General features: G+C 70.7%; 25 protein-coding genes and 1 pseudogene. 12 read left to right on the top strand and 14 right to left on the bottom strand.

The annotated features are described in order from the left end of the window. Positions 1 to 220: 220 nt before the first annotated feature. Entirely contained in the window at positions 221 to 1,183 is a 963-nt protein-coding gene (locus tag ABIE67_RS44820) for an endonuclease/exonuclease/phosphatase family protein (RefSeq protein ID WP_370267544.1), read from the bottom strand. A 276-nt stretch (positions 1,184 to 1,459) separates the two neighbouring features. Between ABIE67_RS44820 and ABIE67_RS44815 the strand changes: the two genes are divergently transcribed. The 5 genes from ABIE67_RS44815 to ABIE67_RS44795 all read left to right on the top strand — a co-directional run bounded on the left by ABIE67_RS44815 (position 1,460) and on the right by ABIE67_RS44795 (position 6,294). Continuing rightward, complete coding sequence (locus ABIE67_RS44815) at positions 1,460 to 2,578, top strand: endonuclease/exonuclease/phosphatase family protein (protein ID WP_370267542.1); 1,119 nt, start codon at positions 1,460 to 1,462, stop codon at positions 2,576 to 2,578. 61 nt (positions 2,579 to 2,639) lie between these two features. Beyond that, positions 2,640 to 3,650, top strand: coding sequence for a DUF2278 family protein (locus ABIE67_RS44810; RefSeq protein WP_370267539.1), 1,011 nt, complete (start codon positions 2,640 to 2,642; stop codon positions 3,648 to 3,650). A 97-nt stretch (positions 3,651 to 3,747) separates the two neighbouring features. Beyond that, positions 3,748 to 4,458, top strand: coding sequence for a VanZ family protein (locus ABIE67_RS44805; protein WP_370267537.1), 711 nt, complete (start codon positions 3,748 to 3,750; stop codon positions 4,456 to 4,458). 68 nt (positions 4,459 to 4,526) lie between these two features. Continuing rightward, a complete protein-coding gene (locus ABIE67_RS44800; RefSeq protein ID WP_370267535.1) occupies positions 4,527 to 5,222 on the top strand; it encodes a response regulator transcription factor in 696 nt (231 codons plus the stop codon). Continuing rightward, positions 5,215 to 6,294, top strand: a complete 1,080-nt coding sequence (locus ABIE67_RS44795) for a sensor histidine kinase (RefSeq protein WP_370267533.1) — start codon at positions 5,215 to 5,217, stop codon at positions 6,292 to 6,294. Before ABIE67_RS44800 ends, ABIE67_RS44795 begins: the two co-directional genes overlap by 8 nt. Positions 6,295 to 6,356: 62 nt before the next feature. Here ABIE67_RS44795 and ABIE67_RS44790 read toward each other — a convergent pair whose 3' ends face one another. Then, positions 6,357 to 6,620 (bottom strand): hypothetical protein, encoded by a 264-nt coding sequence (locus ABIE67_RS44790; protein ID WP_370267529.1) that lies wholly within the window; start codon positions 6,618 to 6,620, stop codon positions 6,357 to 6,359. Positions 6,621 to 6,909: 289 nt separating this feature from the next. Here ABIE67_RS44790 and ABIE67_RS44785 point away from each other — a divergent pair, with 289 nt between their 5' ends. From ABIE67_RS44785 to ABIE67_RS44775, 3 genes are all read left to right on the top strand, one after another. After that, entirely contained in the window at positions 6,910 to 8,736 is a 1,827-nt protein-coding gene (locus ABIE67_RS44785) for an RICIN domain-containing protein (protein WP_370269585.1), read from the top strand. A 245-nt stretch (positions 8,737 to 8,981) separates the two neighbouring features. Continuing rightward, positions 8,982 to 9,509, top strand: coding sequence for a DUF1062 domain-containing protein (locus tag ABIE67_RS44780; protein ID WP_370267527.1), 528 nt, complete (start codon positions 8,982 to 8,984; stop codon positions 9,507 to 9,509). 221 nt (positions 9,510 to 9,730) lie between these two features. Beyond that, on the top strand, positions 9,731 to 10,411 hold the full coding sequence (locus tag ABIE67_RS44775) for a 2-phosphosulfolactate phosphatase (RefSeq protein WP_370269581.1): 681 nt from the start codon (positions 9,731 to 9,733) through the stop codon (positions 10,409 to 10,411). A gap of 159 nt (positions 10,412 to 10,570) precedes the next feature. On the opposite strand, the gene ABIE67_RS44770 is transcribed toward ABIE67_RS44775, so the two are convergent. The 9 genes and pseudogenes from ABIE67_RS44770 to ABIE67_RS44730 all read right to left on the bottom strand — a co-directional run bounded on the left by ABIE67_RS44770 (position 10,571) and on the right by ABIE67_RS44730 (position 18,430). Then, positions 10,571 to 11,251, bottom strand: coding sequence for an aminotransferase class III-fold pyridoxal phosphate-dependent enzyme (locus tag ABIE67_RS44770; RefSeq protein ID WP_370267524.1), 681 nt, complete (start codon positions 11,249 to 11,251; stop codon positions 10,571 to 10,573). A 98-nt stretch (positions 11,252 to 11,349) separates the two neighbouring features. Further along, complete coding sequence (locus ABIE67_RS44765; RefSeq protein WP_370267519.1) at positions 11,350 to 12,462, bottom strand: ABC transporter substrate-binding protein; 1,113 nt, start codon at positions 12,460 to 12,462, stop codon at positions 11,350 to 11,352. A 175-nt stretch (positions 12,463 to 12,637) separates the two neighbouring features. Next, complete coding sequence (locus tag ABIE67_RS44760) at positions 12,638 to 13,498, bottom strand: oxygenase MpaB family protein (RefSeq protein ID WP_370267515.1); 861 nt, start codon at positions 13,496 to 13,498, stop codon at positions 12,638 to 12,640. 71 nt (positions 13,499 to 13,569) lie between these two features. Then, the gene (locus ABIE67_RS44755; protein ID WP_370267513.1) at positions 13,570 to 14,058 is read right to left on the bottom strand and encodes an MSMEG_6728 family protein; all 489 of its coding nucleotides are present in this window, start codon (positions 14,056 to 14,058) and stop codon (positions 13,570 to 13,572) included. Between the two features lie 11 nt (positions 14,059 to 14,069). Beyond that, a pseudogene (locus ABIE67_RS44750) lies at positions 14,070 to 14,273 on the bottom strand (DUF2945 domain-containing protein); the annotation flags it as partial. Between the two features lie 140 nt (positions 14,274 to 14,413). After that, positions 14,414 to 15,295, bottom strand: coding sequence for an SDR family oxidoreductase (locus ABIE67_RS44745; RefSeq protein WP_370267511.1), 882 nt, complete (start codon positions 15,293 to 15,295; stop codon positions 14,414 to 14,416). A gap of 57 nt (positions 15,296 to 15,352) precedes the next feature. Further along, entirely contained in the window at positions 15,353 to 16,972 is a 1,620-nt protein-coding gene (locus ABIE67_RS44740) for a phytoene desaturase family protein (RefSeq protein WP_370267509.1), read from the bottom strand. Further along, on the bottom strand, positions 16,965 to 17,474 hold the full coding sequence (locus ABIE67_RS44735; protein ID WP_370269576.1) for an SRPBCC family protein: 510 nt from the start codon (positions 17,472 to 17,474) through the stop codon (positions 16,965 to 16,967). The genes ABIE67_RS44740 and ABIE67_RS44735 overlap by 8 nt, the downstream gene beginning before the upstream one ends. Before the next feature lie 248 nt (positions 17,475 to 17,722). Beyond that, on the bottom strand, positions 17,723 to 18,430 hold the full coding sequence (locus ABIE67_RS44730; RefSeq protein ID WP_370269572.1) for an FAD binding domain-containing protein: 708 nt from the start codon (positions 18,428 to 18,430) through the stop codon (positions 17,723 to 17,725). Between the two features lie 237 nt (positions 18,431 to 18,667). On the opposite strand from ABIE67_RS44730, the gene ABIE67_RS44725 reads away from it, so the two are divergent. The 3 genes from ABIE67_RS44725 (at position 18,668) to ABIE67_RS44715 (ending at position 19,888) form a co-directional block, all read left to right on the top strand. Beyond that, positions 18,668 to 19,102: a hypothetical protein gene (locus ABIE67_RS44725; RefSeq protein ID WP_370267507.1), complete on the top strand. Its 435-nt coding sequence runs from the start codon at positions 18,668 to 18,670 to the stop codon at positions 19,100 to 19,102. A 94-nt stretch (positions 19,103 to 19,196) separates the two neighbouring features. Beyond that, on the top strand, positions 19,197 to 19,499 hold the full coding sequence (locus ABIE67_RS44720; RefSeq protein WP_370269570.1) for an ArsR/SmtB family transcription factor: 303 nt from the start codon (positions 19,197 to 19,199) through the stop codon (positions 19,497 to 19,499). Further along, positions 19,496 to 19,888: a VOC family protein gene (locus tag ABIE67_RS44715; RefSeq protein WP_370267505.1), complete on the top strand. Its 393-nt coding sequence runs from the start codon at positions 19,496 to 19,498 to the stop codon at positions 19,886 to 19,888. The genes ABIE67_RS44720 and ABIE67_RS44715 overlap by 4 nt, the downstream gene beginning before the upstream one ends. A 63-nt stretch (positions 19,889 to 19,951) precedes the next feature. Here ABIE67_RS44715 and ABIE67_RS44710 read toward each other — a convergent pair whose 3' ends face one another. Next, positions 19,952 to 21,568: a phospholipase D family protein gene (locus tag ABIE67_RS44710; protein WP_370267503.1), complete on the bottom strand. Its 1,617-nt coding sequence runs from the start codon at positions 21,566 to 21,568 to the stop codon at positions 19,952 to 19,954. 281 nt (positions 21,569 to 21,849) lie between these two features. Between ABIE67_RS44710 and ABIE67_RS44705 the strand changes: the two genes are divergently transcribed. After that, positions 21,850 to 22,743, top strand: coding sequence for a GNAT family N-acetyltransferase (locus tag ABIE67_RS44705; RefSeq protein ID WP_370267501.1), 894 nt, complete (start codon positions 21,850 to 21,852; stop codon positions 22,741 to 22,743). 50 nt (positions 22,744 to 22,793) lie between these two features. On the opposite strand, the gene ABIE67_RS44700 is transcribed toward ABIE67_RS44705, so the two are convergent. After that, positions 22,794 to 23,891 carry an AI-2E family transporter gene (locus tag ABIE67_RS44700; RefSeq protein WP_370267499.1) on the bottom strand — a complete coding sequence of 366 codons (1,098 nt, stop codon included), beginning with the start codon at positions 23,889 to 23,891 and terminating at the stop codon, positions 22,794 to 22,796. 85 nt (positions 23,892 to 23,976) lie between these two features. Then, the gene (locus tag ABIE67_RS44695) at positions 23,977 to 25,071 is read right to left on the bottom strand and encodes a glutamate--cysteine ligase (RefSeq protein WP_370267497.1); all 1,095 of its coding nucleotides are present in this window, start codon (positions 25,069 to 25,071) and stop codon (positions 23,977 to 23,979) included. Between the last annotated feature and the right edge of the window lie 54 nt (positions 25,072 to 25,125).

Below are 25,125 nucleotides of genomic sequence, written 5' to 3'. Positions count from 1 at the left end.
CCCCGATTCCGGAAGGAGGAGACCCGCCCCGTCCTCGGCCCGTGGAAACCGACGACCACCCGTGACGACACACGGGCCGGAACGTCACCACCACCCGAAGGACGAACCAGGACGAAACCTCAACCTCGACCGATCACCTCAAGCCGGCGCGCGCACGTGAATGATCGAGGCTTGAGCTCCGTATTCCATAAGCTCCGCTTTTTCAGGAGTTTCAGGATTTTCAGGGGATGGTGAGGTTCATGACTACGGGAGCGTGGTCGGACGCCTTGGGCTTGTCCTTGCCGACGCCCGGGAACCGCGGCCCGGTGTACCGGGTCGCTCGCAGTGGCATGCCCTTGCGGAGGATTTCGGGCAACGACTCCGCGGACGCCTCGGCGAGAGACGCCGAGGGGAGCAGGTAGTCGAGTTGCCGGTACTCGTCGCCGCCCCGGAAGAAGTGGGTCCACTGGTCGGCCTCAGGGAGGCGGGTCACCACGTTCTCGAGCTGGCCCCATTCCACGAGGCCGTCGATACCGGAGCTGCCGTCGATACCGGAGCTGCCGTCCGGCCCGAGGAAGTCGTTGAGGTCACCGAGGACGACGAACGGATGGTCTCCGGGGGAGGCGGAGCCGAATCGCCCGGTGACGAGCTCTTTCACTTTCGCGGCTTGGCGCTGTCTCTTTCCCCGGGTCTGAGGGCGCCCGCCCATCATGGACTTCAGGTGATTGACGAAGAGCGTCACGGTCGTGCTCTTCGATTCGCTCTCCCTCACCTCGACGTCGACCTCGAGGCAGTCCCGCGAGAACAGGCCCGCGGTGGGACTCCCCGGGTCCATCAGGTGCTGATGCGAACGGATGCGGGTGATCGGCAGCTTGGACAGTACGGCGACGTCGATGAGGCGTGGATCGTTGCCGTCCACTCCCGCGACATAGGGATACTCGTCGCGCCCGCCGAGGGCCTGTGCCCGGAAGTGCTTCAGGGTGTCGATGTTCTCGACCTCCTGGAGAGCGAGCACATCCGCGCGGATCTCACGCACTGCCGCTCCCGTGATGGCCTTGTCATCGACGCCCAGTTCCTCGAACTGGGTCTGCTCGACGACCCAGCCGCGTGTGTTCGCGGTAGCGGGGTCGACACCTTCTCGGAACCGCCATCTGGCGAAGAGGTTTTCGACGTTGAAGGTCGCCAATCGCAACGTCGTGGACATGGGCCCTCCCACGACCGGATCGCAGCCCCGGCACCGCCGAGGCAATGTGGAGGGCAAACCCGTGCGGGGCCGGCGTCGTCGAGGCCTTGTGTCATCCGAGGCCTTGTGCCGCCCACCGGCCCGGCGCCACGGGCAAGCCCGCGGGTCATATGAACAGTGTCCGCCCGGCCTGGGGCCGCAGCAACGCGGGGAACCGGACCCGCTCCCAAGGGGCCGAGCTGATCGTCACGGGCGCGGCCGGCCAAAGCTCCACTCGGTCACGGAAGTTGACCGGCCTTGGAAACGGCCGCGGTCACCGGCCCGTTACGCATTCAACAGCCGCGCCATTTGCTCCGTTTTCGTCCGTTGGCCGATCGGGTTACGCTGAATATGTTCGGGGCAACCGGGGCAAAATGGTCGATCGCGGAGGTCACCATGGATGTCGCCGTAGGAACCTTCAACCTCAACAATCTCTTTTCACGGTTCAACTTCCAGGCAGAGATCTCGGCGGTCCATCCGGTTGACGACGAGGAACGGCTGACCTCCAGCTATGTCTTCGACGACCCTGAGAGCGTGCGGATCCGTACGTACAAAGGCAGGCTGGTCAAGGGAATAGAGCCCGAGGAACAGAAGGTGCTCGCCCGACGGATCAGCGAAATGGACCTGGACATACTGGCCGTGCAGGAAGTCGAGGACATCGACACCCTGCGCTTTTTCGCTGCTCAGCACCTCGGCGGCGCCTACCCGCACCTCTCGCTGATCGAGGGCAATGATCCCCGCCTCATCGATGTTGCCGTCCTGTCCAAATTCCCGGTCGGGGCGGTGACCTCCTGGCAACACGCGGTCCATCCGGATGTGCCCGGTAGGCGCGTCTTCAGCCGGGATCTGCTGGAAGTGCACATACTGGATCCCCGTGCCCCCGACAAGCATCTGCTGACCGTCTTCAACAACCATCTCAAGAGCCAGTTCGTCGACCGGGACAGCGATCCCGAGGAGGCCAAGCGCCTCGCCGACGAGCTACGCACCCGCCAGGTGGACACCATCGTCCGGATCATCGGCGAACGGACCCGCCCCGATGGGCGCTACATCGTGCTCGGCGACATGAACGACACTCCTGACGCACCGACGCTCGCCAAACTGGCTGAGCCGACGCGCCAGTTGAGCCTGACGGAGGCGCTCGCGCATCCGGAGGAGACCCGGGAAGCCAAGCCCGACGATCCTCCGCCGCCTGCCTCGGGGTCGTGGACCCATCGATTCAAGGAATCCGGACAACCCGCCAAGTACGAGCTGTTCGACCAGATCTGGCTCAGCGACAGCCTTACGACACGGCACAAGAGCTCTCACATCGACCGACGTACCAAGCATGGCGGTGACGGATCGGATCACGATCCCGCCTGGGTGGTCCTCGATCTCTAGCCTCTTTCCCCTTTTCCATACCGGCTTCGTTCCGGCTTGAGTACCGGCGGAGGGATGACTCATGCCTTTGAAGAACTACGGAGTGCTGGCGTGCAAGGTCGTCGAACGGCGCCGCGAAGGGGCGCCCGACGACACCCCGCACTACCAGCTGCACCTCACCGACGGGAGGGGCACGCACTACCGCGGTGCGGTCAACGTCCAGTCCCAGCAGGCTCCCTCCGAGCTGCTGTTCCTGGCCATCGACGATTTCCGGCATCCCGTGACCGCGCAGCTTCCTCCGGCAGGGAGTGGATGGACGGAGCTGCAGTCCCGGCCGGGCACGGCGAGCCTGGACTTCATCCGCGGCAATCTCTTCGCCCCGGAATCGATGCGCGAGCTGCCCCCTGACGTGGTCGGCCCCGACAACGACCTGTCCGACAGGCTGGACCACTACATCGAGCGTGCGATCGGCGATCCCACCGCCGCTCTGTATCTCTTCGGCGAGCGATGGGGGCCGGAACGCAACAAGCGCGACAAGGTGTTCGGCTTCGAGCCCGGCAATGGTGTGCACGACATCCATATGAACCAGGGCAGCGTAGGACAGTTCCGTCCGACCAACGGAGTCTGGCAGGACGGCGCACTGATACTCCACTTCCCCGCCGAATCGCGCTGGGCGGCCGTGTTCCTGGCCTTCCAGTCCCAGGCCTGGCACACCGACGAGCAGACCGGCCACCGCATCGAGACAGCACCTGTCCGCCCCGTCGAGCGCGAGGCCGAAGTACGCATCCTGGCCGCCATGGTCAACCCCAAGGGCCCGACCCCCGAGCGGGAGACGGTGACCCTGATCAACGCCTCACCCGACCCCGTCAACCTCAACGGCTGGCAACTGGCCGATGAGAACGATCACATGCTTCCGCTGCCCGCAGAGCACGTCGACGCGGGCGCGACCGTAGTCGTCCAGAGCGGAAACGGCTTCGCACTCGGCAACCAGGGTGGGGCGATCACCCTGCTCGACCCTTCCGGGCTCAAGGTCCACGGTGTGTCGTACACGGAAGCCGAGGCGCGTCGCGAGGGGTGGACGGTGTCCTTCTGACCCCGGGTCCGCGACGAGTGCACCCGCTCTTCGTGTATCGCCGGCGTATCGAAAATCGCATACGGCACCGCAACCACCCCCCGTCTCCAATGGGGGCATGAACCGCGACGCATCCCCGTCAGCACCGCTCCGCCGCGCGCGGAGGACCCTGTTTCTCGGCCTGGCGATCCTCGGCGTGGCGAGCGCCGTGTTCGTCGTGCGGAGACCCCTCATGATGTCCGCTCCGATGTGCATGGCCGGGCGCTGGCACGGCTGCCTCGACACGTTCAACGGTGTGGTGCTCATGACGTTGGTCGCGCTGCCGTTGGCCGTGCTGGTGGCGTGGGCTCTGGCGCGCCGTCGGCGCGCCGCCGGTGTCACATCGGCGTGGGCGTGGCGGATGTCGCTGGCCGAGGTGGGCATGGTCCACGGCACGGTGCCGTTCCTGTGGCTGACCATGATGCCGGGCGGCGGGGCCGGCACCGCTCCCGCCCGGGTGAGCCTGGTGCCGCTGCGGGACCTGGTCACGATGGGGCCGCTCGGGATCGTCGGCAACCTGCTGGTCTTCGCGTCGCTGGGTTTCTTCGCCCCGATGCGGTTCGCGGCGCCGGCTTCCGTGCCGCGGATCCTGGCGCTCGGGGCGGGCTGCTCGGTCCTGGTCGAGACCGCACAGTACGTCCTGCGGCTGGACCGGGTGTCCTCCGTGGACGACGTACTGGTCAACGCCGCCGGCGCCGTGCTGGCCGCGCTGGCGTCGCGCCGCTGGTGGCGCACCACGGAGAAGGTGCCGTCGGAGCAAGTGCGCGCCGCGCCGACGCCGGCGGGCTGACTCGCGTGTCCGGTGTACCGATGTCTTCGCATACGTCGGCGATATGTCGTGCTGCTTAGGCTTCGGACATGCGCGTACTGATCGTGGAGGACGAGCCCTACCTGGCCGAGGCCGTCCGTGACGGTCTGCGGCTGGAGGCGATCGCCGCCGACATCGCCGGCGACGGCGACTCCGCCCTGGAACTGCTCAGCGTCCACTCCTATGACCTCGCGGTCCTCGACCGCGACATCCCCGGCCCCTCCGGCGACGAGGTCGCCCGGCGCATCGTCGCCTCCGGCAGCGGCATCCCGATCCTCATGCTCACCGCCGCCGACCGGATCGACGACAAGGCTTCCGGGTTCGAGCTCGGCGCCGACGACTACCTCACCAAACCGTTCGAGCTGCGGGAGCTCGTCCTGCGTCTGCGGGCGCTCGACCGCAGACGGGCGCACGCCCGGCCTCCGGTCCGTGAGATCGCGGGCCTGCGGCTCGATCCCTTCCGCCGGGAGGTCTTCCGCGACGGACGCTACGTCGCGCTCACCCGCAAGCAGTTCGCCGTGCTGGAGGTCCTCGTCGCCGCCGAGGGCGGGGTCGTCAGTGCCGAGGAGCTGCTGGAACGGGCCTGGGACGAGAACGCCGACCCCCTCACCAACGCCGTGCGCATCACCGTCTCCGCACTGCGCAAACGGCTCGGCGAACCATGGATCATCGCCACGGTCCCGGGTGTCGGCTACCGCATCGACAGCGGCCCCGACACCGCGCGCCCCGGCGGTACGCATGCGTAGACGCCCCGGGCTCAGTGCCCGACTGAAACTCACCCTGAGCTACGCGGGGTTCCTCGCCGTCGCCGGCGCTCTCCTGCTGGCCGTGGTGTGGGGGTTCCTGCTGCGCTACGTACCCGACAACTCCCAGGGCCTGCTCGGGATCTCACCCAACCGCTACCTCCTGGTGCGCACCTTCGCCCCCGCCGCGGCCGTGGCGATGGTCTTCCTGCTCGTGTTCGGCCTCGTCGGGGGATGGATCCTCGCCGGCCGGATGCTCGCACCGCTCAACCGGATCACGGCCGCGGCACGGGTGGCCGGGAAGGGATCGCTGGCCCACCGGATCCGCATGGAAGGCCGCCAGGACGAATTCCGGGAACTCGCCGACGCGTTCGACACCATGCTCGAACAACTCGAATCGCACGTCGCCGAGCAGCAGAGGTTCGCCGCGAACGCCTCCCATGAACTGCGCACCCCGCTGGCCATCTCACGGACACTGCTCGACGTCGCCCGCAGGGACCCCACGCGGGACCACGACGAACTCTTCCAACGCCTGCAGGCCGTCAACACGCGCGCGATCGATCTCACCGAGGCGCTCCTGCTGCTCAGCCGCAGCGAGCGCGGGAACTTCAGCCGCGGGAGCGTCGACCTCTCCCTCGTCGCCGAAGAGGCCGCCGAAACCCTGCTCCCCCTCGCCGAACAGCGCGGAATCACGCTCGACGTCACCGGCGGAGCGGCCCCGACCAGCGGCTCCGCGGAGCTTCTGCCGCGGATGGTGACGAACCTCGTCCAGAACGCCATCGTCCACAACCTCCCCGCCGGCGGCACCGTGACGGTCCGCACCGAAGCCCACGGCGACACAAGCGTGCTGCGGGTCGAGAACACGGGTCCTCCGCTCCCACCGGAACTGGTACCGACCCTGACCGAACCCTTCCAGCGCGGAACGGAACGCGTACGCGCCGACGAGCACGCCGGCGTCGGGCTCGGTCTGGCCATCGTGCACAGCATCGTCCGCGCCCACGACGGGACCCTCGACCTCGTCCCCCGCCCCGCCGGCGGTCTCCTCGTCACGGTCCGGCTTCCCGGCACGCCGTAGGCAGGGCCTCTCCCTGATAGTGAACTCGCGCCTCTCTCACCGAACTTGGAGGCGGGGTCCGGTCAGCGCCGGCTGGGTGTCGTCAGGCCGTCCACCAGCATGGTCAGGGCAGACTTCGGGACGGTTGCGCTCGATTCGCTGTCTGTCCGACCCCAGGTCGGGCTCGGGTCCGTGAAACCTGAGCCCTTGGTGTCGTTGACGCCCTGGAAGATGCCGAAGTCAACGGGTCCGTCGTCTGCTGAGGCGGGGAGGGCGGCCGTGAGGAGAGCGGCACCGGCAAGCGCAGCAGTAGCGATGATCTTCATGTTCGGCCCAACGATGAACATGGCACCAGGGTGTTCTGTTGTGCGCCATTGGAGGGGCGTCGGGCGTTCACCCAGGAGTCGCCTGAGCCGGAGCCGGCAGTACCGCGGGCCGCGGTATCCGGGGCGGTCGGCGTGTTCGAGACGGTGACCCGTCAACTCACCGGCACCAGTTACCCCGTTAGGCTGCCTCTCGTACAGGAGATCAACCTCGAGGCGGGCAGTGGCAGTGACGGGGGAAAGTCATCCGAAGGGTGACGGCAGGCTGATCGCCGGCCGCTACCGCACCGTGGAGCGGCTGGGACGCGGCGGCATGGGAACCGTGTGGCGGGCCGTCGATGAAACCCTGGGCCGGGAGGTCGCGGTGAAGGAACTCCGTGCCTTCGCCGACGGGGACGACGCGGACCGGCTGGCCGGGATGAGGCTGCGCATGCAGCGCGAAGCCCGCGCGGCGGCCCGGGTCCGGCACTCCGGGGTGGTGGCCGTGCACGACGTCACCGACCACGAGGGCCACCCTGTCATCGTCATGGAGTTGATCGAGGGCGCCTCGCTGGACGACGTGGTGCGCAGGCAAGGCGCCCTCGATCCCCGGTACGCGGCCGAGATCGGCGCCAAGGTCCTCGACGCCTTGGCCGCCGCCCACCGTGCCGGCGTGCTCCACCGGGATGTCAAGCCCGGCAACATCCTGCTCGAACGCGGAGGCCGGGTGGTACTGACCGACTTCGGCATCGCGTCCATCGACGATCCCGGTGACGGCGCTGACACCCACCTCACGCGCAGCGGTGAACTCGTCGGCTCCCTCGACTACCTCGCGCCCGAACGGGCCCGCGGAGAGCAGCCAGGCCCTCCTTCGGACATCTGGTCGCTGGGCGCCACGCTGTACGCCGCCGTCGAGGGCGGCACTCCGTTCCGCCGCACTTCCACCTGGTCGACCATCACCGCGATCGTCACCGAACCACTGCCCGAGCCGCGCCGGGCCGGCCCGCTCACCCCGGCCCTGCACGCTCTGCTGGAAAAGGACCCCGCGTCCCGTCCTGACGCGACGCAGGCTGCGCGGCTCCTCACCGCGATCGCCACGGACCAGCCCCTGCCGGTGTCCTCCGACGCACCCGGCACCATGCGCCTCAGCCGCGCCGCCCCCTCCGCGCACGCATCCGAGACGCCCTCCGCGCCCTTCACACCGTTCACGCCCACGGCGCCCTCGGCGCCCTCGGCGCCCGAGGGGGGCCTACGTCCGCCCGCGGCGGCGGGAGCGTTCGGCCCTCCCCCGGAGCTGAACCGGGATGCCGTCTCGGTCCAGGCCCAGCCCCAGGCGCCGAACATCGACGAACGGTCCCCCGCCGGGCCCGGGTCGCGCCGCAACCGCTCGCTGACGATCGCCGCCGTCGCGGCCGCGGTGCTCCTCGCCGGTGGAGGTGTCACCTACCTGACCATCGGCACCGACTCCGGCGACGACCTCGGCAAGGACGCCGCCGTTGCCTCTCCGGCCGAACCGACGGCGTCCCGGGGGGACGACGACACCCCGTCGCATGAGGCCGGCAGCCCCCGGGCGAGCGAGTCCGGTGGCTCGGACGAGAAGGAGACGGGCGAGCAGGCCGAGGAGGGGGCGGGTTCCGCCCGGAGCCAGACGCCTGAGGCCGATGCCCCTGCCTCCTCCGGCGAGACGGAGGCCTCCCCGACCGCGTCGGCCTCCGAGTCGACGGGGACAGGGCGGCCCACGTACGAGTTCGTCAACGTGAAGAGCGGGAAGTGCCTGTCCCTCGACAACGGCGGCAGCGCGGTGAACGGCACCCGCGCCGTCCAGTGGACCTGCAACGGGGGTGACGAGCAGCGGTGGTACTGGGCCGGTCCCTCGTCCAACATGCTCAAGAACGTCAAGACCGGCAAGTGCCTGTCGACCGAAGGCGGCGGCAGTACCGCCAACGGCGCGCAGGCCATCCAGTCCACCTGCATCACCGACTGGGATGCCCCCGAGCAGCAGTGGGCCCGTGCCGCGGGCGGCCGGCTCAAGAACGGCAAGAGCGCCAGGTGCCTGTCGACCGAAGGCGGCGGCAGCATCGCCAACGGCGCGCGGGCCATCCAGTCGGCCTGCATCACCGACTGGGACGCTCCCGAGCAGCAGTGGAAACCGACCAGTTGAACGCCGTCGGCAGCACGGGCTGGGGCAACGGCTCCACACCGAGTTGAAAATCAGTGGAACGGCGCCGCTGTGCGCCATTACCGTGCTGCCGACCCAAGTCGTCTGATCAAGGACGTGCCGTTGTACACCGTGTGAGACCCCCCGAGCGCTGATTCGTCGCGCGTCGCGCATATGCGCCGCGCTCCTTTCTGCTGCCGAATTCTCACTGAAACCGGTGTACTTCTGTGCTCAACAACTGGGTTGTCATGCCCACCTGCCTGCCGCTCGTTCTGCGCCGATGCCACACGTGCGCGTCCGAGCGCTTCCGGGCCGGCGGTAAATTTCGCGTCAACGCACACCACAAGCTCATCGACGTCTGGCTCCTCGTGCTCTGTACGGCTTGCGGGGAAACGGCGAAGCTCACGGTCCTGGAGCGGGTGCATGTGCGCTCCGTACGGCCGGAGCTGCTGGACCGGCTGCATGACAACGACCTTGGCCTGGCAGCCGAGTTGCTCCAGGATCCGGTCGTGCAGCGCCGTAATCGCATCGCCCTCGACTGGGCGGGCGCCTGGCGCCTCGACACCGGCGGATCGGATCACCTGGACCACGAGGTGATCGACGTGTCGGTCCGCTTCGCGGCACGGATCCCTGTCCGGCCGGTGCGACTGATCGCTGAGGGTTGCGGTCTGTCCCGGGCCGAGGTCGAGCGGCTGATCGCGGAGGGGAGGCTCGTCTCGGCGGTCCGGCTGAGCGGCAAGCTCTCCGGCGACTTCACCTTCACGCTCAAGCGCTGATCCCCCCGGTCCAGGGCCTGTCCGGCAAGCTCCGCCGGACAGGCCCTGGACCGCCTCGGCGCGCCTCCGGCCTCGGCCCTGGCCGCGTCGAGGCCGGCCTTGCCCGGTCGGCGGAGGGCCGGGGAACCCGGAAGGGTTTGACCGTGCTTGGCACCGACCGGTTCACCGCCGACACCGAGAGACGCGCCTTCCGCAACGACGCAGCTGCGACAATGATCGGAATGGACGCTCGTTTCCTTGGTATCGCCGAGCTCGTCGAAGCCCCGTCCGTGGCGGTCGTGGTCGATGTGATGCGTGCTTTCACTGTGGCTGCCTGGGCCTTTGCCCAGGGGGCGGAGAGGATCGTTCTTGCCGAGTCACTGGACGAAGCTCTGGCGCTGAAGGCTCGCCACCCGGAATGGGTGGCGCTCAAAGACGGTCCGCCCGCGCCCGGGTTCGACGCCGTCAACTCGCCGGGCCTGCTGCGATCTGTCGACCTCGGCGGACGGACCGTTGTGCAGAAGACCACGGCGGGGACGGTCGGGGCCCTTGCGGTCAAGGAGGCGTCGCTGGTGCTGTGCGCCGGCTTCGTGGTGGCGGAGGCAACGGCTCGGCTCGTGCGGAGCCGGGAGTGTGACCGTGTCACGTTCGTGGTCACCGGCGAAGACGGTCAGGCCGAGGAAGACCTGGCGTGTGCCCAGTACATCGCCGGTAGAGCCGTCGGGACTGGGGCGGATGCTGCCGAGTTCCTCCGCCGCGCCGCCGCGTCGCGTGCCGCCGCCGAACTGGCGGATGGTGTGCGTCAAGGAGTCCATCCCGATGATGTCGCACTCTGTCTTGAGCTCGACCGGTTTCCCTTTGCCATGGTGGCGGCCTTGGAAGGCACGCTCATGGTCCTGCGCCCTACGCCCTGCCTTCGCTGACCGACGACGCCTCGCTCTGATCGCTGGTGGGCAGTCACCGCTCTCCCACAGTGGGTGAGCGCGATGCGGGCGCGCCAGCCGTGGTGAGGACAGTGTCGGCGAGGATGTCCGCCACCGCCTTCCAGTCGGTGAGTGACATCGTGTGCGGTGGCAGGAGCTTCAGGACGTGGCCGAGACCCGAGGTCTCGGCCACGACGCCGGCGTGGAACAGGGCTCGTCGCACCCTGTCGGCGGTTTCGGCGACCCCGGCCGGGAGTGCGTCGGTGATGCTCGCGAGGCCGCTGCGGACGGCATCGGACAGTTCGGCGGCGTGGGCGGTGAACAGCGGGTCGGTCCAGTGGCCCAGGCCGCGGCGCCGGCCACGAAGGCGAGGTTGTGGCCCCGGAAGGTGCCGTTGTGCCCGCCGGAGGTCCATCGGCCGGTCTCGGGGCGGATCAGCAGGGCGGCCATCGGCAGGCCCATGCCGCTGAGCGATTTCGGCAGGCACACCAGCTCGGGGCGGAGTTCGGGAGTGTCCTCGAAACTGAAGAAGGTGCCGGTACGGCCGCAGCCTGCCTGGATGTCGTCCACGATCACCAACGTGCCGGTGGTGTCGGCGAGTTCACGGATCCGGGCCAGCCAGCGGCGGGGTGCCGTGTGGAGTCCGCCCTCGCCCTGGACCGTCTCCAGGAGGATCGTGACGTCGGTCAGCAGTATCCCGGCCGCCCGACGACGACTTCTTCGAACTGGGCGGCAACTCCCTGTTCGCCGTCGCATCGGCGCCGCACTGCGCGCGCGTGGCCTGCCCTCGCTGCGGCTGAGGGAGCTGTACCGCCATCCGACCATTCGTGAGACCGCCATGAGCCTCGTGTCTTCGGACAGTTGCCCCCGAGCGGCTGATGCGGCTCATGCGGCTGATGCGGCACAAGGCATTCGCGCGACCGCCCGAACCTGGGCTCTCAGCCGGCGTGCAGGATCCGAAAGCGGTCGGGTGCCGCCGGATCCCGGTCCACGACCTGGACTGGGGCCTCAGCCCACTGCCAGACGCTGATGCCTGGCGTGCGGGAGAACTGGATCCGCCCGCGGGTGCCTTCGACCGCGACGTGCGGCCAGGAGTCGGCGGTGAGCGCCCGGTCCGGGCCGTGAGAACGCAGCACGTCGGCGAGGACGGTGATCGTGTCGTAGCCCTCGAAGGCGACGAAGGAGGGAGCTTCGGGCAGCCGCTCGCGGAGGGCCGCCCCGACTCGCGCGCCGAGTGGGCTGAGGCGCTCGGGCAGGTAGCGCAGGAACGGGATCGCGGCGCCGTCGTCGCCGAGCGACGTCGCCCATTCGGCGAACTCCGGTTGCCCGGCCGGAGCACCGATCAGGCTCTCGGTGAGGCGCTGGTCGCGACGGACGGACTGGACGATGGACACGGCCGGCTCCGGGTGGCCGACCAGAAGGAGGAGGGCTGTGGCGCGACGGTCGACGAGTTCGTCGCACACAGCCGTGGGGGTGAGCGCGCCCATGTCGAGGTCGATGACGGTGCCGCCGCGGGGAGCGAGGTGGTCCCGGAGGATGCGCGCCCCGGACGCCCAGTAGACACTCGGCTGGGCTGCCACGGCGATGCGCCTGTGGCCCGCGCCGAGGAGGAAGTCCGCGTAGAGCTGCCAGCCACGGGACTGCGGCGGGGAGAGGCGCGCGACCCATCGCGTCGGCTGTTCGGTGAGCGCGTCGAGAACCGCTGACGAGCAGAGGAACGGCAGGCCGAGGGCATCGGCCCTGGTGGCAGCGGCGCGAGCGACGACGCTGTGATACTCCCCCGCCAGGGCGGCCACGCCCAGGCCGGCCAATTCGTCCACGGCCGCCGCGGCCTTCCGCGGATCAGCCGCGGTGTCTCGGACCAGCAGCTGGAGGGGGCGTCCGCCGATCCCGCCGGCGCCGTTGACTTCGCCGACGGCCAGTTCGAGTCCGGCGAGCAAGTGGCGGCCCGCCTCGGCCCAGCCGGGCCGGGTGAGCGGAGCGAGAACGCCGATCCGGACGGATGATCCGTCGGTCCGCTCCGCTCCGGGTGGCGATGGTGGCGTGTTCATGCGCTGGCGTCTCCCGCGTGACGATTCAGCTGCCGTTGGCCCAGATCGCACAGGGGCGCCCGGCAGGAGTACGCGTTCATCTCATCTCGCCGTGGCGGGCGCGCCCGAGTGATCATGCCGGACATTGCATCCGGCACCATCGCCGGCAGGCAACCGATTATGCGCAAGGGACGGCTCAGGTCGGCCGGGACGGGCGCTGTGGGGTCATGGCCCAGCGGATGGTGCGGGTGAGGGCCTGGCCGGTGGGGCGTACGGCGAGGTCCTCGACGACCGGCAGCCGGGGCAGCCACAGCATGCCGCGGGCCCAGGGCGGGAGCAGCACGACGGCGTTCGCGGCCAGCCCGCCGTAGAAGGGCCGCACCGCGAGGGGCAGGGGAGGCTGGAAGAGCAGGAAGCGGGCGGCGGCCCGGGTCTCGGGGGTGGCCCGCAGTTCGGGCCGGTACGCGGACAGCCGTTCGGCGAGTTCGTCACGGTCGCGCGGGGGGTCGACCACGCCCAGCGCTTCGGCGACACGCGCGGTGTCGGCGACGTAGGCGTCATAGGCGGCGGCATCCAGCGGGTGCGCCCCATAGCGTTCGTGGGCGCGCAGGAAGCTGTCCGTCTCGGCGGCGTGCACCCAGCCGAGCAGGTGCGGGTCGGCCGCGTGGTAGGGCACGCCCTCGGCCGTCGTGCCGCGGATGCGTTCGTGGATGGCGCGGACGTGGTCGACCGCCCGCTGGGCGTCGGCGGCGGTACCGTAGGTCGTCACGGCCAGGAACGTGCTGGTTCTCTGCAGTCGGCCCCAGGGGTCGCCGCGGTAACCGGAGTGCCCGGCCACCGCCGCCATGGCGAGCGGGTGAAGGGACTGCAGGAGCAGTGCGCTCAGCCCGCCGATGAACATCGAGGTGTCCCCGTGGACCGTGCGGATCGGGCGGTCGGGTCCGAACCAGCGTGGGCCGGGGGTGTGGTGGATGCGGGCGCTCGTCGCCGGGCCGTCGGGGCCGGCGACGCGCCGGAACAGGGCCTGGCCCAGTTGTTCACGGACTGCGGTCAGCACGGTCGGCCTCCCCTCTCCTGCTGCCAGTGTCCGCGATGGCGGTCCGGATCCGGGCATGGTGGTCGTGTGGTTCACCGGGCGGTGGGCGCGTGCCGTGGTTCACGGTCCGAGGCCGGCCATACGTAGGGCAGGTCGTCGGGTACGCCGGGGAACAGGCCGGCGTACGCGTCCCGGTCTTTGCGGACCAGCGCCGAGCGGTGGCTCTCGTGGAAGGCCTCGTCTCCGAGCCAGGGCGGCAGCTCGCCCGCGGCGGCCAGTTCCGCCTGGTCACGGACGGCGGCGCCCGGCCGGTGCGCGGCCAGTCCGGCGACCAGGGAAGCGGCGCAGCTGTCCTGGTGTCCCTGATCCCGCCAGACGCGGCAGATCTCCAGGCCGTAGCGGACGAGTGCCTCCTCGTACCCGGTCCACATCCGTACGGCCGGGTGCCGACGCCAGCCGTAGCCGGGTACGGTCAGGCCGCGCAGGACTTGCAGTGCCTCCACGCGCTGCTTGCCCAGCCGGCGCCGGTCCAGGAGCAGGGCCGTCTGCCGGAAGTCGGGGTGGGGCAGGAAGGTCTGCATCCCGCATCGGCTCACTTCTTGCGCAGCGCGGACGGCTTGTGGACGGCCGACCTGCCGGACTTCGCGCTGCGCACCTCGTACTGCGGTTCCTCGGGGGAGGCGTCCACGGTGCGGCCCGCGGCCTTCGTGCGTCGGGTGATCTTCCGCTCGACCGTGCCCTCCGTCGTGCTTCCGTGGCTGTGCCAGGTGACCTGGTCGCCCTGGGTGAGCTTCTTGCCCCTGCCGTCGTCGCTCGACTGCTTCGTGGCCTTCGCCGCATTGGTCGACTTCGTCTTTCTCGACTTCCTCGACTTCCTCGTGTTGCTCGTGTCGCTCGCCATCGTGAGCTCCTCTCCCCCGGTCGCCGGTCGTGGTGTCAGGCCCGCGGCCGGGACGCCACGCGGTCGGCCAGGCCACCGGCGCCGAGTGGTCCGGTGTACTCGAAGGGCTCCGCGTCCTCGATGCGGGGCAGCGCGCGGCGCGACACGCGCAGTACGACGGAGGGCAGGGCCGCGCGCACCGGCTGGGTCAGCCGTAGCCAGGGCGGCGCGTACACGGCCGTACGACGGCACTCCAGGCCCTTCGCCAGGCGGACGGCGACCATGTCCACGGCGTGCACCCGGCGGGCCGGTGGGGGCATGTGGGTGCGCAGTTCGCGCAGGACGGTGTAGCGGTCGGCGTCGCGGACCATGTCGGTGTCCGTCCAGTTGAGGTAGGCGATGCCCACGCCGACTCCGCGGTGGGCCACCTCCGCCCGCAGGGAGTGGGCGAAGGCCTCCGCTCCCGCCTTGGAGGCGCAGTAGGCGCTCATCAGCGGGACGGCGCCGATCGACGCCAGCGAGGCGATCTGGAGGAAGTAGCCCGCCGTGTCGAACAGGTCCGGCAGGAACGCCCGGGCCGTGTGGGCGCTGCCGGTCAGGTTGACGTCGATGACGCGGCGCCAGGCGGCCGGATGCGAGGCGAGGAACGGGCCGCCCTCGGCGATGCCGGCATTCGCCACCACGGCCGAGGGGCAGCCGAGCCCGGCCCGCACGGCGTGGGCCGCGGTGGCCAGGGCGGCGAGGTCGGTGACGTCGACCTCGATGGCCAGGGCCGGGCCCGGCAGGGACGCGGCCACCGCTTCCAGCGAGTCCTTCTCGTGGCCGAGCAGGGCCACCCGCGCGCCGCGCCGGGCGATCTCGTGGGCCAGGGCCGCGCCGACGCCGCGGGCGGCGCCGGTGACGACGACCGTACGGCCGGCGAGCGGACTGCTGCGCACGGGGTGCCCCCTCTCTGCGGTCGTACGGGAGGGACGGATGTACGGCGGTCCTGGGGGTCAGGATCTGCTTCCGGTCCGGTCTCGCCGGGTCAGGATCCGTTGGGCGCGGGCGAGGCCGGGGGGCCGGTGGCGATGCAGGGCGGCCCGGGCGGCGTTGGCTCCGGGTGCGCCGTGTACGCCACCGCCCGGGTGGGCCCCGGCGGAGGCGAGATAGAGCCCTGGGAGCGGGGTCTCCGGGCGTCCGGTGCCGGGTACGGGGCGGAAGAGGAGCTGCTGGTGCAGGGCGGTCGTGCCCCCGTTGATGGCTCCGCCGCTCAGGTTGCTGTCGAGGGCCTCCAGGGTCGGGGGCGCCAGGATGCGGCGGGCGCGGATCAGGGAGCGGAAGCCGGGCGCGAAGCGTTCGACCTGGCGTTCGACACGGTCGGCCATGACTTCCTGGTCCTTGGTGTTCCAGCTCCCGGTGACGCCCTCGTCGGCGGCGTCGGCGCTGATCTCGCGGGGGACATGGGTGTAGGCCCAGGCCGATTCGGTGCCCAGCGGGGAGCGGGAGGCGTCGGCGGTGGTCATCTGGCCGAACAGCAGGAAGGGGCGGTCCGGGACCTGCCGCATGGCGATCTGCGCGGCGAAGCGGGTGAGTTCGTCCACGCCGTCGGCGAGGTGCACGGTGCCGGCCCGGGACGCCTGCTCCACCTGCCATGCCACCGGGCCGTCGAGCGCCCAGTCCACCTTGAACGTGGCGAAGTCCCACTGGAAACGACGCAGGTCCGCGAGGAGCTGGGCGGGCACGTGTTCGGGTTCGAGGAGTTCGCCGTACAGGGCGGGCACCGACACGTCCGCCAGTACCGCCCGGCGTGCCGACACCGCGTCACCGGCGGCCGTACGGACGCCGACGGCCCGCCCGCCGCGGACGACGATCCGCTCCACGCGCTGTCCGCAGCGCACCCGTCCTCCCCGTGTCTTCAGGCGTCGGGTCAGCGCGTGGGTCAGGGCGCCGGAGCCGCCGACGGGGACGGGGAAGCCGTACGTCTGTCCGAGCATGGCCATCAGCCAGCCGAAGCCGCCGCTGCCCGCCGACTCGGGGGCGAGGTCGGCGTGCAGGGCACTGCCGGCCAGCAGCAGGCGCCCGCCCTGCCCACGGAACTCCTCCTCCCCCATGCGGCGCACCGGCAGTACCAGGGAGCGCGCCATGCGCAGGCCGCCCGCGGCCCTCAGCCGGAGCGCCAGCCGGGCCGCCGCTCGAACGGGCGGGAAGGGTGTGAACAGCGAGTCCAGGAGGTCGGGGTACACGCGCTGCCACACGTCGTGCAGTTGCCGCCAGGCGGCCCCGTCGCCCGGCGCGAAGGCCTCGAGGGACGCGGCGGTCACGGCGACGTCGCGGTCGAGGACGGCGCAGCTGCCGTCGGTGAGGGGATGCGCCAGCACGCTGGGCGCGTGGCTCCACCGCAGCCCGTGGTCCTCCAGACGCAGGGCGGCCAGGACCGGCGAGGCCGCGGCGAGCGGGTAGAAGGAGCTGAAGAGATCGTTGACGAAGGCGGGGTCGACGCCCCGGTCGTGGCGTACCGCGCCGCCGGGCTCCGGCTGCTCCTCCAGCACCTCGACGCTCCACCCTGCGTCCGCCAGCACGTTGGCCGCCACCAAGCCGTTGGGGCCCGCGCCGATCACCACGGCGTCAGGCATGGCCGACTCCGTCCTCGCCCGGCACCGCGGACACGGCGTGCGCCCTCCGCAGACCGCGGTGGGCGTCCTGGACCTCGCTCTCGCACAGCCGGGCGAGGCGGCCGAGCATGGCGCGGTGGCGCAGCTGGATCAGCGCCTCGAAGCCCATATTGTGCAACCGGCCGCCCGCTCCCTGGAGGGGGTGCTCGTCCACGAGCACCAGGCACTGCTCGCCCCACGGCCGCAGCTCGATGGCGATGCGTGCCGTGCCGAACACGCCGGCGTACGCCTCCAGCTCCAGGCACACGCCGTCCTCGCAGCGGCGGACAATGGTCTCGTTGAGGAGTCGGAGGGGGCCGAGCCGGACCTCGTAGCGAATGACCGCGCCCGTTCGCGGCCATCGCCCGCTGACCGGCCGCGACCGTGAGGTTCCCACGACCCACTCGGCGTACCGGTTGCCGTCGGCGAGGACGGCCCATACCGCACTCGGGCTGACGTGGATCAGACGATGGCGAACGGCCATGGAGACCTCCAGGGTGGCTCGACCGGGGCGCGCGGCGGGAGCGGGCCCGCTGCCCGTGGCCGTGTCCGCGGCCACGCCCGAGTGCCCGCGCGTCACGGGTCCAACCAGCCCTATTGGTTCAAATCGGCCTTACTGGGATGTATTGAGTTCTCCACTGCCCACAGCCAACCGGCCGCCCACAGCCAACCGCGCCGCGCGTCACCACACGCGCGCCTTCGCACCCGCGCTCGCGCCCGGAGCGGTCGCTGTCACGCCAACAGGGCGGCGACCTTCGAGCGGACGACGTCCCAGGCGGCGGACGAGAGGTCGATGAGTTCCGTGCCTCGTAGCGCGTGCAGGGTCTGCGCCGTGTCGGGGGTGCAGGTGGCGCTTCCGCTCAGCACGTCGTAGCCGTCGCGGACGGCGACTCGAAGGCGGCGGTTTCCGCCATCGCCGGTATGGACCGCGGCGGCGACCACGAGGGGCGGCGGGCCGCCCGCCTCCGCGGCCAGCTTGAAGAACGCGCTGGCGACCGGCTCACGCCAGCGGAGGCCGAGCAGGACGGGCCGCTTGGCCACCACCTCGGACAGGTCCGTCTCGCGGATGCCGTCGGCTTCCAGCACCGTCGCCCTGGCGTCCAGGACGATGGCCGCGGGAAGCAGGCAGCGAAGCGTGCTGCCGACGAGGTTGCCGCCGACGGTCGCGCTCCGCCGTACCGCCCCGGTGCCCACCTGGGCGGCGGCCAGGCGCAACGCGTCCGGCACTCGGTCGTCTATTCGATGCAGCACCACGGCGCCGCCCACGGTGGTGCGCTCCAGGACATTGGCCTCGGGCACCTCGCGCAGCGACATGGCCACTTCGGGGAAACCGTCCCGCTGCCAAGTGGCCCAAAGGAGCGTCGCCCCACCGATCGGCACAGCCCCCTCGGCCAGACACTCCTGCGCTTCGGACACAGACGTGGGCAGACGCAACAGCACGGTCACCACCCTGCCTTCCTCAAGAGACGGATAGAGGCGATAGGAGGCGTGTTTCGGCCACCCATCCCGCGGTAAGACAATCTCTCCGCCAGGGGGCGCGTACAGGGCTCACGCAAGCACAGGCGCCTTGCGCCGACGGTCACGGGCGCGGGTGCGGGCAGGCACCCGCATGCCAGGGCATGACAGATCTTGACCGCTTCGTTGTCTGAGCCGCGCGCTGTGGGGAACACGGGACGGATGAGCGAATCGGAGATTCCGCAAGGCGACGACCGGGCCGTGGACGTGTACCTGGAACTCCTGCGCATCCGGATGGACACGGAGGACTACCGCCTCCTGCTGCGCGCGGTGCAACCGGTCCTGCAGGCGATCGACGAGCAACGCCTCGCCAGCTCCGACCTAGCGCTCGACCCCGGGGCCGTGGACGGGCTGCCCCCAGAGGTCCGCGACGAGGCCGCCCTCGTCATCGCCACCGCCGTCACCGGCCGTCTGGACAACGAAGTGGTCGAGATCGACGTCGACGAGACCGGCCCCGTCAGGATCGTCACGGACGCCACCACCGCCTCCGACCCCGCCCGCCTCCGTGAAATCGCCGACTACATCCGGGAACAGCACAAACAGACCGAAGAGCTCCGGGGCATCGCCGAGGCAAGCGGACTGCCCACCGACTTCTGAGCGGCGGCGGGCCGCGGTGCCGTATGCAGGCATGGCCGGCGCGGCGCAGCTGCCCGGCCTGATAGGCAAGTATTTACTTGCCTATGCTGGTGTCGTGGCCGACGACCTTTTCAAAGCCTTGGCCGACCCCACCCGCCGCACCATCCTCGACGAGCTGACAGAGAGATCCGGACAGACGCTGTTCGAGATCTGCTCGCGGCTGAGCATGAGGCATCAGCTCGGCATCTCGCGCCAGGGGGTCTCCCAGCACCTCGCGGTGCTGGAGGCCGCCGGGCTCGTCGAGGTGCGGCGTGAGGGCCGCTACAAGTTCCACGATCTGAACACCGCCCCGCTGCGGCAGATCACCGAGCGATGGCCCGTGCCCGACACACCCGCACCGGAGGAGAGCACCCCATGAGGATCCAACTGACCAGCGTCTTCGTCGACGACCAGGCCAGGGCCCTGCACTTCTACACCGAGATCCTCGGCTTCGTGAAGAAGCATGACGTCCCCGTGGGGGAAAAGGACCGGTGGCTGACCGTGGTCTCCCCCGAGGAACCCGGCGGCACCGAACTCCTCCTGGAGCCTGTCGGCCACCCGGCCGCCAGAACCTACCGCGACACGCTCGTTCAGGACGGCATCCCGCTTGCCCAGTTCGCCGTCGACGATGTGAAAGCGGAGTACGAGCGTCTGCACGGCCTCGGCGTCCGCTTCACCCAGGAACCCCTGGAGATGGGCCCCGTGACCACCGCCGTCTTCGACGACACCTGCGGCAACCTGATCCAGATCGCGACAGCGCCGGAGTAGACGGCCGCTGCGCGCGCCCCTGGGCCGCGCGCCCGGACTGAGCGGGCAGCAGGCGGTAGCTCGTCAGTACTCGTTACGGCGCCGCAGCATGAAGGGCCGGCCGTCCGGGTCGGCGAGCAGGCGGTGGAGAGGCGTGTAGAAGTTCCTGGCCGTACGCGAAAGGCTCGGTGGGCGATAGGCGCGCAGGCGCCCGGATGGTCTGGGGCCGCGGCGGCCGTCGTCGTACCAGGCGTCCAGTGCGGCGGCGCTCGCCGCGAAGGCGTCGAAGGCGGTCCGGGGGTCGCAGAGCGGGTCCGGCGCGTGTGGGGTGCGGGGTGCTTGCAGGTCCAGGTGCTCGTGCGCGAGTTCCAGTCGCAGGTTCCTGGCGAAGCCGCGTGCGCCGTCCCCAAGGCCTCCGGGGTCGAGCGGCTCGCGTGGGTCTGTGGTCTCGTCCAGGACGGCGCAGGTGAGTTCGGAGTCGTGGGTCCAGGAGCGGAGGTTGATGTTGTCCGATCCGACCGAGGCCCACACGTCGTCGATCACGCACACCTTGGCGTGTACGTACACCGGTGTCCCCGCATGGTTCTCCAGCCCGTACACCGCGACGCGCCCACCAGCGGCACGGCGCAGCCGGTCCAGGGCTGTGATCCGGCCGATCAGGTTCATCGGCAGGGTGAGCCGGCCGTCCTGTTCGGGGACGGAGGGGATGACCGCGATCAGGAGCAGGCCGGGGTTGGCGGTCAGCGCCTCGGCGAAGGATTCGACCACGTGTGGGGACCACAGGTACTGGTCCTCCAGGTAGATCAGCGCCCGGGCCCGCCGCAGCGCCTTGCGGTAGCCGCGCGCGATGCTGCGCTCGCCGTCGGGGGCGAAGTCGTAGCCGCGCAGCAGCCGGTTGGGGTAGGTGCGCAGTAGCTGGAGGGTGTGGGTGCCGCAGGGGGCGGGGTCGGGTGCCTGGGGCGGCAACGTATCGGCGTGGGTGTCCTCGCCGTGAGCGAGTTCCCGTAGGCGGACGAGGGGGCTGCGGGTGAGGGGCGCGGGGTCATTCCAGCGCTCGCGGAAGCCGGTCTCGATGTCGCCGACGGCCGGCCCGCGTATCGCGAGCTGGATGTCGTGCCACGGTGGGTGCGGTCCGTACGCGGCGGCGAGGGGCATCGACTGCGGATCGCCGCGGTGCGTCGCGTCGTCATTGCGGTTGTGGCACAGGTCGATGCCGCCGACGAACGCGATGTCGAGCTCGGGGCGGCCCGGGTGCCGCAGGACGACGAGTTTCTGGTGGTGCGAGCCGCCGGGGCGTACCCGCATGTCGAGGAGGCATTCCCCGCCTCCCGCTTCGACCGCCTCGCCGAGGTGGCGGTTCTCGGCCTCACTGAACTGGAAGCGGTCCAGGTGGGAGCGCCAGAGCAGCCCCTTGACGATCACTCGGCGTGCGGCTGCCTCGCCCAGGACGGTGCCGATCTCGGTGCCGGGGCCGTCGAGGCGCTCGTCGGGGTCGCCCCGCCAGTCGGTGAACAGGAGCAGGTCTCCCGCTCGCTGCGCTCGGATCGCGCCGAGGAGTTCCGAGAAGTACGTCGCGCCATGGACGAGGGGCCGCACCAGGTTCCCGCGCGACCAGGCCGCCCGATCCGACCGGCGGCTGTCCAGACGTGTGGCGCTGTTGCCGCGTTCGCCCGGGGTCAGGAGCCAGTCGGTGGGTTCCACAACCAGGTCCTCCGGAACCAGTCATCCAGAATCGTTCATCCAGAACAGCCATCCGGACAACACACACGGGTACCCCGTTCACGGCTCCTCACCCTGGAGCCTCGGAAGCCGAGGCCTGGAGATGCCGCCGGGGTCGGACTCGCACGAGCCCCGCACAAGCCGCTGAGCCCGCGACAACTCCCGTGGATTCACGCAGAGTTGACAGACGCGTATGAGACATGACGACGGCTCATCCTCGGGTATCGGCTGCCTGGGGTCGAGGGCATGCGGGACCATGAGGCATGCGCCCGGATGCTTGGCATTTCACCGAAGACATGGACGACGTTCTCGCCCGGGCCGGAGACTTCCTCCGCTCGCGCCCCGTCATGCACAACACGCCGCTCACCGTGCTGGAGAACTGGCGGACCCGCCCTGGCACGTACGCCCCCGGCACCGTCCTCTTCGGCCGGTTGGAGTCCGAGGGCGGGACCCAGGCGATCTTCTTCCGCCCGCCGACGCGCCGGCTGACCCTCACCCCGCTCTCCCCCGAGCGGGCCGACGCCCTCGCCGCCCGTCTGGCCGGCCTCGGCCACGAGCTCGCCGGCGTCACCGCGGACCACGACACCGCCACCGCGTTCGCCGAGGCCTGGCAACGGCACACCGGCGCGACACCGACGCTCCGCGTCCGGATGCACCTGTACCGCCTGGGCACGCTCACTCCGCCGGAGCCGCACCCGGAGGGACGCGGCCGGATCGTGGGCGAGCAGGACCACGAGCACCTCATGCGCTGGTGCCGTGAACTCGCCGCGGACCTCGGGGAGATCGTCACCATCGACGCCGACTCCTGGGCCGGCACCCGCTTCGCCGAGAAGCACTACACGTTCTGGGAGACCCCGGACGGCACCCCCGTCTCCCTGGCGGGCGCGAACCCTGTGGTCGCCGGCATGGTCCGGGTGGACCCCGTGTACACCCCGGCCCACCTCCGCGGTCGCGGCTACGCGGCCGCCGTGTCCGCCGAGGTGAGCAGGGCCGCGCTCGCCGCCGGCGCCACGGAGGTCGTGCTGTTCACCAACGCGGCCAACCCCACCAGTAACGCCCTCTACCAGCGCCTCGGGTACCGCCGGGTCGCCGACTGGGCGCCGTACGACTTCGCGTACGCCGAACCGGAGGCCCGTCAGGAACCACGAGCACGGTAGGCGCAGCCGACACCACACCCATGACCTGCCCCCGTCCGCCCGCGTCCCGACTACTCCGGTCCTGCCGTAGGCCGCCGGAGCGCCTGGTACACCGACCACCCCACGGCCACCAGCGGTACGGCCACCACGGCACCGATGACCCCCGCCGCGACGGCACCTCCGACGACGGCCAGCGCGACCACCACGGGGTGCAACCGGACGGCCCAGCTCATCACGATGGGGTGCAGGAGGTGACCCTCGATCTGTCCGATGACCACGATGAGGGCCACGACCAGCAGGGCGATCAGCGGTCCCTTCGACGCCAGCGCGACGACCGCGGCGACGGCCAGAGCGATCGGCGATCCGATCAGCGGGATGAACGCGGCCACGAACTCCAGCAGAGCCAACGGCACAGCCAGCGGCACCCCCAGAACGAAGAGCGCGATACCGACGAGGACCGCGTTGAGGCCCGCCACCAGCAGGATGCCGTGCGTGTAACCCGTGAAGGTCCGCCAGGCAGCCGTGCCGCCGACCGTGAAACGCTGCCGCGCCGCCACGGGGAGCTGGTCGCACAGCCACTGCCACTGGCGGTCGCCCGAGTGCGTGACGAACACCCAGAACAGGGCCAGGGCGAGCACGGTCAGCACCTCGACCAGCCGGCTCGCGCCGCTGAGCGCCGTACTGATGAGGGTGGAGCGGTGGCTCGACAGGAGCCTGCCGACACGGGACTGCAGATCATCGAACGCATCCGGCGGAAGGCGGAAGGGAGCCTCCTCCAGCTGACGTTCGGTCCGGTCGACGCCCTCCACGAACTCCTTCTCCAGCCCCCTTCGCTGATCCGCCACGATCTCCCCCACCAGGACCAGGCCCCCGAGGACCAGGACGATGCCGCCTATGAGGGCGGCGGCGACCGCGAGTGGGCGGGGCATGAAGCGCGCCAGGAGGCCGGCCACGGGCCGGAACACGGCCGTGATGACCAGGCCGAGGAAGACGGCGACGGCGATCCGGTGGAACTGGCCGAGCACGGAGAAGGCCACCCGGACGACGACGCCGACGGCGATGATCCGCCATGCGTACGCGGCCGCTGTCCGCAGCGCGTCCGGCACCCGCGACTCGCCGCCGCTGGAGCGTCCGTCCGGCGAGGCGGGCGGATCAGGGGACGTGGACACCTCATCCCCCTACCACCCTGCGGCCCCCGGACCGCCGAGCCGACCCCCGATTCCCCGAAGGCCGGTAACCGTGAGGGACGTCAGGTCATGGCACGGTGCTCCGGACGCTGATCAGGTCGGTGACCGCCTGGAGGCCCCCGTCGGCGAGGGCGGCGCGTTGGCGCTCCGCTCCGGTCCCGTTCCGCAGGAGCCGGTCCGTCAGAGCCGTCACCTGCCGGGTGTCGTCGGACGCGTCGAGTGCGGGAGCGACATGTTGGAGGAGCTGGTGCAGCACCGCGCGGGCAGACCGAGATGTGCCGCCCGGGTCGACCAGGGTGTCGCAGAGTCCGTGGCGGGCGGCGTGCCACATGGTGGCCCGCAGCAGTTCCGGGTCCTGGTCGGGTACGGGGGCCCCGGCCGCCGTGTCCGCCAGAGCGGTCTTGACGAGGGCCCGGATGATCCCGGCGAGCATGACCGCCTCGTCCGCGCTGAGCTGGACGTCCGAGCACCGGATCTCGACGGTGGGGTAGCGGGGCGACAGGCGGGCCTGCCAGTACACCTGCCCGGTGTCGGCGATCAGACCGGCGTCCAGCAGCCGCTGCACCCGCCGGTCGTAGTCCGCGGCGTCCTCGAAGAACGGGGGCATGCCGCTGACCGGCCAGCGGCCGAAGATCACCGTCCGCCAGCTCGCGAAGCCGGTGTCCTGGCCGTCCCACAGCGGGGAGTTCGCGGACACGGCGGTCAGCGTCGGCAGCCAGGCCCGGATCCGGTTGAGGACCTGTACGCCCTCCTCCCGGCCGGGCACGCCGACGTGTACGTGCATGCCGTTGACCAGCTGCTCCGCCACCAGTTGGGGCGCCTGAACGACCATGGCCCGGTAACGCGCCTCGTCGGTGACGGCCACGCGACGACCGCGGCGCAGCGGCCATGCCCCGCACGCCGCGACACGGCAGCCGTGGTCCTCGGCGGCCACGGCGACGGCCTGCCGCAGACGCAGCAGATGTCCCCCGGCCTCCTCCAGCGTCTCGCACACCGGGGTGGCCACCTCGACCTGGGACTGGAGCAGTTCGTGCTGCACTTCCTGGTCGGCCGCGAGGCGCCCCAGCCCCGCCGCCACCCGCACCTCGTCCCCCTGTGGCACCGGCAGGCCGGTGGCCGGGTCGAGCAGGAGGTACTCCTCTTCCACGCCGATCGTCGTCATCGACCGCCCTTTTGTTCCGCCCGGCTGCCGGGCCGGCTCCCGATGCGTCTGTCC

Origin of the sequence: Streptomyces sp. V4I8 (assembly GCF_041261225.1) — a bacterium.
In the GTDB taxonomy this organism is placed as follows: domain Bacteria; phylum Actinomycetota; class Actinomycetes; order Streptomycetales; family Streptomycetaceae; genus Streptomyces.
The sequence above is the reverse complement of the archived record's forward strand: the minus strand, read 5'-3'. Positions and strand labels throughout refer to the sequence as shown.